This is a genomic window from Flavobacterium ginsengisoli (assembly GCF_029625315.1).
Lineage (GTDB): Bacteria > Bacteroidota > Bacteroidia > Flavobacteriales > Flavobacteriaceae > Flavobacterium > Flavobacterium ginsengisoli.
In genome coordinates this window covers 876011-889360 of the sequence record NZ_CP121110.1, presented here as the reverse complement: position 1 = coordinate 889360, position 13350 = coordinate 876011, and the positions used below count along the sequence as shown (strand labels likewise).

Sequence of the window (13350 nt, the reverse complement as noted above, 5' to 3'; positions counted from 1 at the left end):
AAAAACAACAAATTCACATAAAAATTAACTTTTTATTAATCCGTTAACAAATTTAACATTTTTATTTAAATAAAAATTTGCTTTCTGACCCATTTTAGGAAGATTTTGAAAATCGTCGGAATATTCTGCGCCTTTTGCATCGTATTCGTAATGTCCAAAATAATTTTCCAACTCGCCTACTTCAACTATGTAAGCATTAAAATGAATCTTATTTTCGATTAATTCTTCTTTGTATTGTGCGACAAAATTCGTAATAATTTCGATACCATCATAATTTATTTTGACATTTTTATACATAAAATCATAAAAAACCACATTATTTTGTGAAATATTCAAATATTCACCAAATCTATTGTCAACTAAATCGTTTTCGAAAATCAGTTTGAAGCTTAAAATTAACGAGAAAAAGATGAATTTCCTAGTGATTTCGCGCTCGTAGTCGCCTGGAAAGTGTCCTGATTCAAATAAGATAGTTGGAACTCCTAAAAATTGAAAAGTGTCTCCTATACAATTAATATTGAACGAGTCATCAAAACGACCAACTTGTCCTGGAATGTATTTCTGAAGCTCTTCATTGATTCCAGCAATGATATTTATCGCTTTCAATCTATTATCGTTTACTTCTCTTTCCTCATTATAAGATGGAGCTAAAAAAGAAACTGTTGCTGGTTTTCCGGTTGTGCCTGCTCCAAAGATGGTGCGTTGGTCATGAAGATTAAAACAAAAATCAGGTTTGAATTTCTCAAATACTTCACGCAATACTTTGCTTTCTGGCTGTGATAAGTCTTGCGAATCACGATTTAGGTCTATTTCATTAGCATTTACACGAGTGTAAAGTCTTGCGCCATCTGGATTAAGGATCGGAATACAGTAAAATGTAAAAGTATCTCGCATTTGCTTTGCAAAACCCGTGTCATCATTTAATAAATTAATGAAATCAAATAAAGCTTTGGTCGTCGTACTTTCATTCCCGTGCATTTGCGACCATAAATAAGCACGTGTCTTTCCGGTTCCGATTTGGTAACTATATATAGGTTCGCCTAAAACAGATGTGCCAATAATCTGTACTTGACCATTTGTATTCAACTTATCCAAAAGCGGTTTAATATGGTCTAGAGTAAGATATCTTCCAGATATGGACTTTTCTTTGTATTGTATAAAAAGCTGTTCTAAATTCATTGTGTTTCGATTAGTTTACAAAAGTAAATATCTTTATTTTTACAATTGTAAATTAAAGAAGTATTTAATAATTTAGATTTGTAAACAGTTTTATAAAGTTTTTATTAGTTAAAGCTTCAACTGGTTTCAATAGAGCTAATTAGTTTGCTTTTTACGACATAATTATATTAATTTCAATAACTTATATGTTATCATATAAATTTTATATTTAACATAAAACTAAAGTACTTTTAAAATTGCAACAGCAAGATTGGAGTATTGCTTGTTTTTGTTTACATTTGTAAATACGAAAAATTAAAATCTAAATTTACAATGGTAAACATCGATGATTTTGTTAAAAGACTCGAAACCGTATTGGATTATTACGGTTTAAATGCATCAGCCTTTGCTGATAAAATTGGTGTACAGCGTTCTAGTATGTCTCATCTCTTGTCTGGAAGAAACAAACCTAGTTTAGATTTTGTAATGAAAATTCTGGAGGTTTTCCCTGATGTTGATCTGTATTGGATTTTAATTGGAAGAGGAGTTTTTCCAAAAAGCAATGAGCAAACTGTTCAGGAAGTTCAGCAAACCTCCGCTCCTATTTTACAAAATCAACATCAAAGCACAGATTTGTTTTCTACTATAAAAGTGAATGCAGAAGAAAAAACGGAAACAAAAAAAATACCAAATCCTAAAAATGCAAACTTTGATTTAGAAGATGATGAAATTGAAAAAATAGTTTTATTTTACAAAAATGGCACTTTTAAAGCTTATGCACCATAATGCAAAATTTAGCGCATATTTGACTCTCTGTTCAAAAAATTTTCAAATACGCGATTCTCACGCGTTTGAAAAAAATCTCAAAAATTATAGTTTTACCCCATTTTGCGGAATTTTTCCTAGAACACCAATATAGTGTTTTTTCAAAACTTCAAAATCGGCTTCATAATTTCCAGTCGGATAAAATGGCGCTCCAAGATTTACTTCTTTCTTACCCCAATCAAAAGCTACCGGAACAATTGGTACATTCGCTTTAAGCGCTATAAAATAAAATCCCGTTTTTATTTCTTTTACTTCTTTTCTAGTTCCTTCTGGTGCAACCGCCAAACGAAAGATTTCTTTTCTGTCAAAAATAGTCGCAATAGAATCTACTTTATTTAATCCGCCAGAGCGATCTAAAGGTTCTCCACCAACATTTCTAAAATAATAACCAAAAGGGAATTTAAATAACTCCTTCTTTCCTACCCAATTCATCTGTAGTCCCGAAATTCCGCGAGTGAAAAGTCCGATATAAAAATCATGATTACTTGTATGAGGCATTACCATTAGTATGCATTTTTTAACTTCGGCATTTTCTACACCTACTATTTTCCAGCCCATTAGCTTGAAAAATATGAATTTGTATAATAGTTTTTTCATTAAAGGTTTAATATTTGGTGCAAAATAAAAGATTTAATGGTAAATTTGAGTAAAAGCATAAAAAATGATTCAAAAATTTTTCAGTTACATAATTCCAATAAAAATTTTCAAGAAAAAATCGGCCAGAAGCAAAATGATCGAGGTCACGTGGGCAAATGGAGAATTAGTATTAGACACTGAAAACACAAATTATTCATACGGAAGTTTGCAACGTATATTAAGATACGGGCTTAGAAATATTGGTTATCAGAAAATTAAAGAAATGGAGCATATTCTTTTATTGGGAGTTGCTGGTGGAAGTGTCGTTAAAACATTAGTAAATGAGATTGAATACAAGGAAAAAATAACTGGAGTAGAAATCGATCCAGATATGATCCAAATTGCTAATAAGTATTTTAATCTTTACCAAATTAAGGAATTGGAAGTTGTTATTGATGATGCATTTGAATTTGTTCTAAAAACAAAAGATAAGTACGATCTTATTATAATTGACATTTTTGAAGACACTCATATGCCGAATTTCTTGTTTGAAAAGTTTTTTGTAGATAGAATCTGTACGCTTCTAAAAGATGATGGTTTTATTTTATTCAATACCATGATATTAGATGAAGCACATAATATTAGAAATAGAAAGTATGTTGCAGAAGTAAATCCTAAATTATTTCAAACCAAAATGCTTCCCCGAATAGAAGTCCACAATGAATTAATAATAATTAATAAAGTAGCTTAAATTTCATGAAACCCCTAGCCTCAATCTTAAATTCTCTACCACCTACTAAAATTATTGATGCCTCAATTAATATCTCAGAATATACGCCGTTAAATTTATCGGTTTCAAATGAAGAATTAATAAGTCAGAAATTAGATACCTCAGAAGATTTTGAAAAATACATTTCAAATTTTCTTAAAGAAAATAGCGCTAAAGTTGCATTTGGCGGTTATATAGAAGGAAGATTTCTATATCAAAGAAGCCCCATTTTTTGGATGCTTCTAGACCAGAACGTAATATTCATATTGGTCTAGATCTTTGGGCAGAAGAAGGAACAGTTGTGCTTGCTGCACTTGATGGAACAGTTCATAGTTTTAAAAATAATATTGGATTGGGAGACTATGGGCCTACTATTATATTGGAGCATGAAATTGAAAATGAAAAATTTTATACTTTATATGGACATTTATCGTTAGAAAGTATAGAAAATTTAAATATCGGAGACCAATTTAAGAAAGGTGAAAAGATTGCGACTTTAGGAAGCGCTTTAGTAAATGGGGATTATGCGCCGCATGTCCACTTTCAGATTATCCATAAAATTGGTGATTACTGGGGAGATTATCCTGGTGTATGCAATACAAAAGACCTAAACTTTTATATCGAAAATTGTCCCGATCCTAACTTATTATTAAAAATTACTTAAATAGTTATGAAGAAAGCAGGATTGATTATATGTTTGTTATTATTAATTGGATGTAAATCGAAAACAGTAAGTAGAGATACGGAAGATTTAAAAATTAAAAAAGTTTCTGGAGAAGAAGTAAGTGCAAATCAGCAGACGAAAAGCCTATGATTTAGGAAAGAGAGTTTTAGAAACTTGTAACACTTCAAAATTTAAACCTTTTAATGAAACTGAAGTAACTAAATCGGTTATGGAAAACACTACAGAAGAGCGTTTAACTAAAACCTGCCAAAGATTTAGGCAATACTATGGAAGTTTCATAGACTTAAAATTAGACGGAGTTTACAAAACCAAACATGAAGTCATTTACCGCTATCATGCATTGTACACCAAAAAAGTGGCCAATAAAGAATTGCGCATTTTTGTAAATGAAGACAATCTTATTTCTGCCATAAAATCAATGGATTGGGATGAGAAATTTGATGCCAAATTAGCTGATCAATAAATACTATATATATATGAATTTTAAACTTCCACTACTCCTGTTGTTATTTGTTTCAACTTTTGCTTCAGCACAGCAAACCATAAGCGTTAAAGGTTCAGCACCTTATCCTGCAACGCAGGAATACCCTTTTATCTGCGATAAATATGCTTACTCTGGCGAAATCAATGTTCAAATAGCTAAAACAGATAAAGGAGGTGTTTTAAAACTAACCATTTCTACAGCAAGTGACAAAGCAAAAATAGCTGGTGGTGTTTATGTCGATCTGACAAATGCTGATGTTATTGCATGTACAGACAAAAATGTAAAAGAATCTGCAGACGGAACAACAACTGCTTATTACTATTTTACAGCTGCAGAATGGCTAAAACTTAAAAAGACAGATATTTATGCTGTACGATTTATAATTGTTGGCGGGCCAGACATTTCTGGAAATCTAACCGGTCATTTTACAGCTTATAATAAAATGAAGTATTTCTCAACTGCATTTGATAAATCTAAAAAAACATTTGATACAGCTAAAGAAATTAGTGTTTTATAATGATTTTTTAATCTAATAAATCTTATATTTAACATAAATATTTTTTTATGAATCCAAATGAAGCCTTAATAACAAAATTCTATACCGCTTTCGCAAATGCAGATGCTAAAACAATGAGTGAATGCTATCATCCGAAAGTTCATTTTATTGATCCAGCTTTTGGTTTATTAAAAGAAGAACAGGTTTCTAAAATGTGGGAAATGTTGCTTTTAAAAAGTAAAGGCAAGCTAAAAATCGAATTTTCAAACGTAAAGGCAGACGATTCAACTGGTTCGGCAAATTGGACTGCTACATATAACTTTAGCAAAACAAATAGAGAAGTTATTAATAAAATCTCGGCCGAATTTATCTTTCAAGACGGATTAATTATCAAACACACTGATAACTTTGACGTTTGGAAATGGTCAAAACAAGCCTTTGGCTTAACTGGTTATTTATTGGGATGGACAGGATTTTTTCAGAAAAAAGTTCAGGCACAAGCGCTATCGGCGCTTAGACAGTTCCAAAAAGCAAATAAAACAGCACAAAGTATTTTTCGTATTTTATACATTATCTGCCTACGTTCGATTATAATTATTTTGTTACTTAAATTTTATTAAAAGTGTTAATTATCAATACTGATGAAAGAAATCGTACACAAAAAATTAAATCAATTACAGGCAACTGCAATTTGTGGAAACGATATTAGCTCTTCTTGTCTATATGTTTCAGCTTTGACCATCTTATATGCAGGACAATATGCTTGGATTTCTCTTTTAATTGTTGCTTGCAGTATTGTTTCTTTTCAGAAAAAATTTATGCAGAAGTTGTTGGTGCAATTCCTTTAAACGGAGGAGCTTACAATGTTTTATTAAACACTTCAACAAAACGTTTAGCTTCCTTGGCTGCAACGTTAACGGTTTTATCTTATATGGCAACTGCTGTAATTTCAGCTTCTGAAGGAATGCATTACCTACACGGAATCTTTGAGAATCTTAATGTAACTATAGCAACGGTGGTAGTTTTAGTACTTTTTACAGGATTAGCTATTTTAGGAATCGGAGAATCTGCATTTGTAGCAGTTATTATTTTTATGACGCATATTGGAACCTTGGCTTTGCTTGTTTTGGCATCAATCTGGTTTGTTTTGACTCATGGTTTAGATACTTTTCATATTAATTGGCAAACTCCAATTACGTCTGGAAGTATTGAAACAGCTCTTTTTCTAGGTTTTTCTGCCGCTATGTTAGGGATTTCTGGTTTTGAAAGTTCAGCCAACTTTGTAGAAGAACAGGAACAAGGCGTTTTTCCAAAAACACTTGGTAACATGTGGGGAATAGTGAGTTTCTTCAATCCGGTAATTGCTATTTTGTTAATAAGTGTAATTCCACTTACAGAAGTAGGCGAAAACAAGGAATCGCTTCTGGCACATTTAGGAGAAACCACTGGTGGTTCATGGCTTGCTTGGCTCATTTCTATTGATGCTGTAATGGTACTTTGCGGAGCCGTTTTGACTTCATTTGTGGGAGTTTCTGGGCTTTTAAATCGAATGACATTAGACCGTATTTTACCTAATTATTTTTTAAAACAAAATAAAAGAGGTTCTCACTATAGAATTGTTTTAAGTTTTTTAATTCTTTGTATTTCAGTTCTTTTTGCAACAAACGGACATTTAGAATCTTTAGCTGGAGTTTATACCTTTTCTTTCCTAGCTGTAATGGCACTTTTCGGAATTGGAAATTTACTCTTAAAATACAAACGCAGAAAACTTCCTAGACCAGAGCGTGCTCGTGGCATTTCAGTTGTTATTGCGGTAGCTTCGGTGATTGCGACATTTTTCGGAAACATGCTCCTTAATATCAATTCATTTTACACTTTTTTACAATACATGGTTCCGGCCTTAATCTTTATCGGAATTATGCTCAATCGCGTTACCTTAATCCGTTTATTAATTGAAGCTTTAGAATATTTCTATCAGCCGCTACGTAAAATGGTGATTCTCAGTAATCGTTATTTGGAGAAACTTAGCTCTGAAATCAATTCGCAAGAATTTGTTTTCTTTACAAAAGGAGACGATATAACAATCTTAAATAAAGTTTTGCAATATGTTGAAGACAACGAAACAACTAAGAAATTAAAAATTGTTCATGTCAAAAAAGACACTGTAAACAACGAAGTGCTAAAGAAAGACTTAGAAGTTTTAGATCGTGCTTATGGAGGGCTAGACATTGAATACATAGAAATTGACGGTGTATTTGGTCCAGAAATCATTGATGAACTTTCTGAGAAATGGAAAATCCCCAAAAACTTTATGTTTATCGGCTCGCCTGGAAATAAATTCTCCTATCGTGTTGCCGATTTAGGTGGTGTTCGATTGATTATGTAATTTTTTAAAAGCAGAAAAATTCGTTTTCTCAAGACGTCCAGTCCCGCTATTCGTTTCAATCTTTTGCGGTGAACCCCACCACAAAAGGATTTTCACTTCTATCGGGGCTAAATTAGAAGTTTAGTTTTCATAAGAAATAACAAACTCAACAGTTCTGAAACTTTTAGCAAAAAAAAGTCAGTTTTTCTCCTTTGCGACCTCAATAAACACAAAGATTATCACACAAAATCTATAAAAATCTTTGCGCTCTTTTCGTTAAAAAAATTAGCCACAGATTAGAAAGTTTCAGACATATTTTTTATAAATCCTTTAATCTTTTTAATCTGTGGCTAAAAAAAATATAAGCCTTTTAAGTATTAGGGCTTAAGATTTAAACCAGCTTTCCACTAATTCATCTTCAAAAGAAGTTGCATCTTTATGAATAAACTCATTACGCTCTTTATCATAAGAATAATCCAAAGCCCAAGCTTTATGATTTGCGACTAACTCTTTTATACTTCTGCAAACAAAAGCAATTTCTTCATAAGTAGTTGTCGGGTGAATCGACATTCTAATCCATCCCGGTTTTTTGATTAAATCGCCAATCGTAATTTCATTAACCAATTTATTAGATGTTTCTTGATCAACATGTAATAAATAGTGACCGTAAGTTCCTGCGCAGCTGCACCCTCCTCTAGTCTGAATTCCAAAACGATCATTTAAAATCTTAACTCCTAAGTTGAAGTGAAGATCATCAATGAAAAATGAAATTACACCAAGACGTTCTTTATGCTGACCTGCTAAAATTTTAATATTTTCAACTGGTTCTAATTGAGAGAAAACATAATCAACAATTTCGTGCTCACGCTCCATTATGTTTTCAATTCCCATTTCTTCTTTTAACTCAATTGCCAAAGCAGTTTTGATAACTTGAAGAAAACCAGGAGTTCCTCCATCTTCGCGATCTTCAATATTATCAATATATTTATGTTCTCCCCACGGATTTGTCCAACTTACCGTTCCTCCTCCCGGGCAATCAGGAATCATATTGTTGTATAATTTCTTATTGAAAATTAAAACACCAGATGTTCCTGGACCTCCTAAGAATTTATGCGGAGACATAAAAACAGCATCTAAATAAGATTCTGGGTCTGCTGGATGCATATCAATTTCTACATAAGGTCCAGAACAAGCAAAATCAACAAAACAAACACCATTATAGTGATGCATTAATTTTCGTTGCTTCGTGAAAAGGCGTTCTTAAACCCGTAACATTCGAACATGCTGTAATAGAAGCAATTTTTATCGTTCTATCTTTATATTTTTCAAGTAAAGCTTCAAGGTTCTCTAAATTAAAAAGTCCTTTTTCACAAGACGGAATAATTTCAACATCTGCAATAGTTTCTAACCAAGAAGTCTGATTAGAATGATGCTCCATATGCGAAATAAAAACAATTGGCTTTTTCTCGGCAGGGACATTTGTAAAGCTTTTCAAGTTTTCTGGAATTTTCAATCCTAAAATACGCTGAAATTTATTGATAACTCCCGTCATTCCAGTTCCGTCTGTAATCAAAACATCATCATGATTCGCATTAGCGTGACGCTTAATAATGTGTCTTGCATGATGATACGCTTTTGTCATAGCAGTACCAGATACAGTCGTTTCTGTATGCGTGTTGGCTACAAAAGGTCCAAATGCATTTAGCAGTTTTTCTTCAATTGGGCGATATAATCTTCCGCTGGCAGTCCAATCTGTGTAAATTATTGATTTTCTGCCATAAGGCGAAGTAAATTCTTGATTTATACCGACAATATTTTGTCTAAATTCCTGAAAATAAGTTTCCAGGGTCATGGTACTATTTTTGCTATCCATTAGTTGTGCCTTGTGTTTGATTGCAAATATATATAGTTTTTTATAAAATTGCGAATTTATCAATAGTAAACTTCAAACACTATATTACCGTTTGGTATTTTTAGTTAAAACAACTTTTTTTAATAAATTATCATAATATCCTATCGAATTAATAGGCATTAAACTTTAAAGAAAGTATTATTTATGGGAAATTTATCTGTAGCTACCTTTGGTGGCGGATGTTTTTGGTGTATAGAAGCTGTAATTCAGCGTTTAAAAGGTGTAGAATCAATAAAATCGGGTTATTCAGACGGATTTATAAAGAATCCTGCTTATCGTGAAGTATGTACAGGAAGAACCGGACACGCCGAAGTAATACAAGTGACTTTTAATCCTGACATAATTTCATATCATGACTTAATTTTTATATTCATGACAAGTCATGATCCAACAACTTTAAACCGTCAAGGCGGAGACAGTGGAACGCAATATCGTTCTATCATTCTATATCATAATGATGAACAGAAAGAGATTGCAGAAAAAGTATTTGAAGAAGTACAACCTGCATATGGCGATCCAATTGTAACGCAATTAAAACCTTTTGAAGTTTTTTATGAAGCTGAAGATTATCATCAAAATTATTATAATGAAAATCAAGAAGCTGGATACTGTCAAGTTGTAATTGATCCAAAAATTCAAAAACTTAAAAAAATGTACGCTGATATGTTAATTGGCTAAATTTAAGTTTACCACAGATTATATCGATTGAAAAATTTTTATTTATTCTCTATTTGCCACGAATTACACGAATTCTCACGAATGTTATTCTAACTAAACCTAAAATTACTAGAAATTTGTGTAATTCGTGGCAAACAAAAAAATCTTTTTAATCTGTGTAATCTGTGGCATATAGAAAGAAAACAAAATGAAAAATCTTAGAATAAATAATCGATTTACTGCCGAACTACCAGCAGATCCAGATTTGACAAACGAAGTTCGTCAGGTTAAAAACACGCTGTTTTCATACGTAAATCCAGTAAAGCCTTCAAATCCAAAATTGATTCATGCATCTGAAGAAGTTGCAGAATTAGTTGGGATTTCTAAAGATGAAATTCACTCAGAAGAATTTCTAAATATATTTTCTGGAAAAGAAATTCTTCCAGAATCACAACCTTATGCAATGTGTTACGCTGGTCATCAATTTGGAAACTGGGCAGGACAATTGGGCGACGGTCGCGCAATCAATTTAACTGAAGTTGAAAACAATAATCAGTTTTATACATTGCAACTAAAAGGTGCTGGAAAAACTCCGTATTCAAGAACTGCAGATGGTTTGGCAGTTTTACGCTCTTCTATAAGAGAGTATTTATGTGCCGAAGCAATGTATCATTTGGGTGTTCCAACTACTCGATCGCTTTCGCTTGTTCTTTCTGGAGATCAGGTATTAAGAGATGTTTTATATAACGGAAATCCTGCATACGAAAAAGGTGCAATTGTTTGTCGTGTTGCTCCTTCATTTATTCGTTTTGGAAGTTTCGAAATGTTAACAGCTAGAAATGAACTAAAAAACTTGAAACACTTTGTTGAATACACTATTCAACATTATTTTCCTGAGATAAAAGGAGAACCAAAAGAACAATATTTACAATTCTTTCAGAAAGTTGCCGATACAACTCGCGAAATGATTCTGCATTGGCAACGTGTCGGATTTGTTCATGGAGTAATGAATACTGATAATATGTCAGTTCATGGAATTACGATTGATTATGGTCCCTACGGATGGTTGGAAAACTATGATCCAGATTGGACTCCAAATACAACAGACAGACAAAATAGAAGATATCGTTTCGGAAATCAGCCGCAAGTTGCACAATGGAATTTGTTTCAATTAGCCAATGCGCTTTATCCGTTAATTAATGAAGCCGCTCCTTTAGAAAAAATTTTGGATTCATTTATAATTGAATTTGAGTCTGAATATAAAGAAATGTTCTTAAGTAAATTAGGTCTATTTACTTCAAGTGAAGCTGATGATAAAATAATTAAAGGTTTAGAAGAAATTTTACAATTGTCAGAAACTGACATGACCATCTTTTTTAGAAATCTTAGTAAGATTAAAAAAAGATGATTCTGTAGAACAAGCCTTCGAAAAAGTAGAATATGCATTTTATATTCCAGAAGAGATAAAAGGAAATGTACTCGATGCTTGGCAAAAATGGTTTGCAGTTTATTTAAAGAGATTAAACTCTGAATTGCTTTCTGATGAAGAAAGAATTTTAAAAATGAATCAAATTAATCCAAAATATGTTCTGAGAAATTACATGGCACAATTAGCAATTGATGCTGCAGATAAAGAGGATTATTCTTTGGTTGATGAATTATTTCAGCTTTTGAAAAATCCGTACGATGAACAACCAGAATTTGAAAAATGGTTTGCAAAACGCCCAGATTGGGCTAGAACTAAGGTTGGCTGTTCTATGCTGTCTTGTAGTTCTTAAATTTATTTGCCACAGATTAAAAAGATTTAAATGATTAATCCTAAAAATCCTTTTAATCTGTGGCAAACTTTTTATTTTGCAGTAATATAATCTACAATCATACTAGCATGAATTCTTGAGTTTTCAATAAACCATTTATGCGTCTGCATTCCACCGCAAACTACTCCTGCAAGAAATAAACCTTCTACATTAGTTTCCATCGTTTCTGGATTGTAAACAGGAATTTTCAATTCATCATCAGAAAGCTGAATTCCAATTTTTTCAAGAAAGCTCAAATCTGGTTTATAACCTGTTAAAGCTAAAACGAAATCATTTTCAATTGTAACTTTTCCGTTTGGAGTCTCAATTTCTACTTCATCTTCTCGGATTTCAGTAATATTCGATTGAAAAAAAGCTTTTATGCTTCCTTCTTCTATTCTGTTTTCAATATCTGGTTTTACCCAATATTTTACACGGCTATTAATTTCGTTTTTACGAATTACCATTGTAACCTCTGCTCCTTTTCTCCAACATTCTAAAGCTGCGTCTACAGAAGAATTATTGGCTCCAACTACCAAAACTTTTCTAAAAGCATATTCGTGTGCTTCTTTATAGTAATGACGAACTTTTGGCAAACTTTCACCTAAAACATTCATTTCAATCGGAATATCATAAAAACCAGTTGCTATTATAACATTCGTAGCTTCGTAATTGTTCTTATCTGTTTTAATTTTGAAAATGGTATTTTCCTTTTGAACATCGAGAACTCTTTCAAACAAATTAATATTGAATTTAAAGTAACGATGAATATTTCTGTAGTATTCTAAAGCTTCCTGACGTCCAGGTTTTGGTGCAAGACAATTAAACGGAATCTCACCAATTTCTAATCTTTCTGCAGTAGAGAAAAAGGTCATATATAACGGATAATTAAAAATGCTATTAACGATCGCTCCTTTTTCAATGATTAAATAATTTAATTTTTTCTTTTCAGCTTCTATTGCGCAAGCCAGGCCAATTGGTCCTCCTCCCACAATAATAAGGTCGTATTTTGATTCTGCCATTTTATTTTTGCCAATCTTTATATGGATTTTTGCTTAAATAAGCATTATAATATCTTTCATCGTTTGTTACTTCTTCGCCAAGCCATTCAGGTTTTTCAAAAGTTTCGCCTTCAGAGTTCAATTCAATTTCAGCCATTATTAGGCCATCATTTTCGCCATAAAATTCATCAACTTCAAACACATGCTTGCCAGATTTTATTTCGTAACGTGTTTTTTCAATTTTACCCTTTTCGCACAATTTTAGTAACTCTTGAGCTTCGTCTAACGGAATCTCATTTTCCCACTCAAAACGAGACATACCTGCTGTATTGCTTATTCCTTTTATGGTTATAAAGCCTTTGTGTCCTTTTATTCTGACCCTAACTGTGCGCTCAGGTACAGAACTCAAATAGCCCTGAGCAATATCATTTTGAGCAAAAGCTTGTTTCTTAAAATCATCAGATTTTACTAGAAACTTTCTTTCTATTTCGATCATCTTAAATGCAGATTATTTTTTATGCAAGTTACTCATTTTAATCTAGCCTTTGAACTTCTAAAAAATGAAAAAAAGTTAATTTATTCTATGAAACTAGAAATAAAAAACTTCAATATAACTGATTGTTAAC

At 32.1% G+C, this 13350-nt stretch carries 13 protein-coding genes and 3 pseudogenes; 11 read left to right on the top strand and 5 right to left on the bottom strand.

Annotated features, from left to right (window positions below; translation table 11 throughout):
• Positions 1 to 24 precede the first annotated feature (24 nt).
• Positions 25 to 1179, bottom strand: a complete 1155-nt coding sequence (locus tag P5P87_RS03895; protein ID WP_278021634.1) for a M14 family metallopeptidase — start codon at positions 1177 to 1179, stop codon at positions 25 to 27.
• Between the two features lie 312 nt (positions 1180 to 1491).
• Between P5P87_RS03895 and P5P87_RS03890 the strand changes: the two genes are divergently transcribed.
• Positions 1492 to 1944, top strand: coding sequence for a helix-turn-helix domain-containing protein (locus P5P87_RS03890; RefSeq protein WP_278021633.1), 453 nt, complete (start codon positions 1492 to 1494; stop codon positions 1942 to 1944).
• A gap of 84 nt (positions 1945 to 2028) precedes the next feature.
• Here the strand turns inward: P5P87_RS03890 and P5P87_RS03885 are convergent, their stop codons facing one another.
• Positions 2029 to 2580: a 1-acyl-sn-glycerol-3-phosphate acyltransferase gene (locus P5P87_RS03885; RefSeq protein WP_278021632.1), complete on the bottom strand. Its 552-nt coding sequence runs from the start codon at positions 2578 to 2580 to the stop codon at positions 2029 to 2031.
• Positions 2581 to 2644: 64 nt separating this feature from the next.
• On the opposite strand from P5P87_RS03885, the gene P5P87_RS03880 reads away from it, so the two are divergent.
• From P5P87_RS03880 to P5P87_RS03850, 8 genes and pseudogenes are all read left to right on the top strand, one after another.
• Complete coding sequence (locus tag P5P87_RS03880) at positions 2645 to 3310, top strand: spermidine synthase (RefSeq protein WP_198855611.1); 666 nt, start codon at positions 2645 to 2647, stop codon at positions 3308 to 3310.
• A 5-nt stretch (positions 3311 to 3315) separates the two neighbouring features.
• Positions 3316 to 3992, top strand: a pseudogene (locus P5P87_RS03875) (peptidoglycan DD-metalloendopeptidase family protein).
• Between the two features lie 6 nt (positions 3993 to 3998).
• The gene (locus P5P87_RS25770) at positions 3999 to 4142 is read left to right on the top strand and encodes a hypothetical protein (RefSeq protein ID WP_340696638.1); all 144 of its coding nucleotides are present in this window, start codon (positions 3999 to 4001) and stop codon (positions 4140 to 4142) included.
• Entirely contained in the window at positions 4114 to 4476 is a 363-nt protein-coding gene (locus P5P87_RS03870) for a hypothetical protein (RefSeq protein WP_340696637.1), read from the top strand. Before P5P87_RS25770 ends, P5P87_RS03870 begins: the two co-directional genes overlap by 29 nt.
• A gap of 13 nt (positions 4477 to 4489) precedes the next feature.
• Positions 4490 to 5014 (top strand): hypothetical protein, encoded by a 525-nt coding sequence (locus P5P87_RS03865; RefSeq protein ID WP_198855608.1) that lies wholly within the window; start codon positions 4490 to 4492, stop codon positions 5012 to 5014.
• Between the two features lie 47 nt (positions 5015 to 5061).
• Positions 5062 to 5613, top strand: coding sequence for a nuclear transport factor 2 family protein (locus tag P5P87_RS03860; RefSeq protein ID WP_278021631.1), 552 nt, complete (start codon positions 5062 to 5064; stop codon positions 5611 to 5613).
• Positions 5614 to 5634: 21 nt separating this feature from the next.
• A complete protein-coding gene (locus P5P87_RS03855) occupies positions 5635 to 5841 on the top strand; it encodes a hypothetical protein (RefSeq protein ID WP_278021630.1) in 207 nt (68 codons plus the stop codon).
• The gene (locus tag P5P87_RS03850) at positions 5781 to 7379 is read left to right on the top strand and encodes an APC family permease (RefSeq protein WP_278021629.1); all 1599 of its coding nucleotides are present in this window, start codon (positions 5781 to 5783) and stop codon (positions 7377 to 7379) included. The genes P5P87_RS03855 and P5P87_RS03850 overlap by 61 nt, the downstream gene beginning before the upstream one ends.
• 363 nt (positions 7380 to 7742) lie before the next feature.
• On the opposite strand, the pseudogene P5P87_RS03845 reads toward P5P87_RS03850, so the two are convergent.
• Positions 7743 to 9231 (bottom strand): annotated as a pseudogene (locus P5P87_RS03845) (aminotransferase class V-fold PLP-dependent enzyme).
• Positions 9232 to 9414: 183 nt separating this feature from the next.
• Here P5P87_RS03845 and msrA point away from each other — a divergent pair.
• Both msrA and P5P87_RS03835 read left to right on the top strand, forming a co-directional pair.
• Positions 9415 to 9948 (top strand): peptide-methionine (S)-S-oxide reductase MsrA, encoded by a 534-nt coding sequence (gene msrA / locus P5P87_RS03840; RefSeq protein ID WP_278021628.1) that lies wholly within the window; start codon positions 9415 to 9417, stop codon positions 9946 to 9948.
• A 187-nt stretch (positions 9949 to 10135) separates the two neighbouring features.
• A pseudogene (locus tag P5P87_RS03835) lies at positions 10136 to 11705 on the top strand (protein adenylyltransferase SelO).
• Between the two features lie 71 nt (positions 11706 to 11776).
• Here the strand turns inward: P5P87_RS03835 and P5P87_RS03830 are convergent.
• A complete protein-coding gene (locus P5P87_RS03830; protein WP_278021627.1) occupies positions 11777 to 12745 on the bottom strand; it encodes a YpdA family putative bacillithiol disulfide reductase in 969 nt (322 codons plus the stop codon).
• A gap of 1 nt (position 12746) precedes the next feature.
• On the bottom strand, positions 12747 to 13220 hold the full coding sequence (locus P5P87_RS03825; protein WP_198855601.1) for a CYTH domain-containing protein: 474 nt from the start codon (positions 13218 to 13220) through the stop codon (positions 12747 to 12749).
• Between the last annotated feature and the right edge of the window lie 130 nt (positions 13221 to 13350).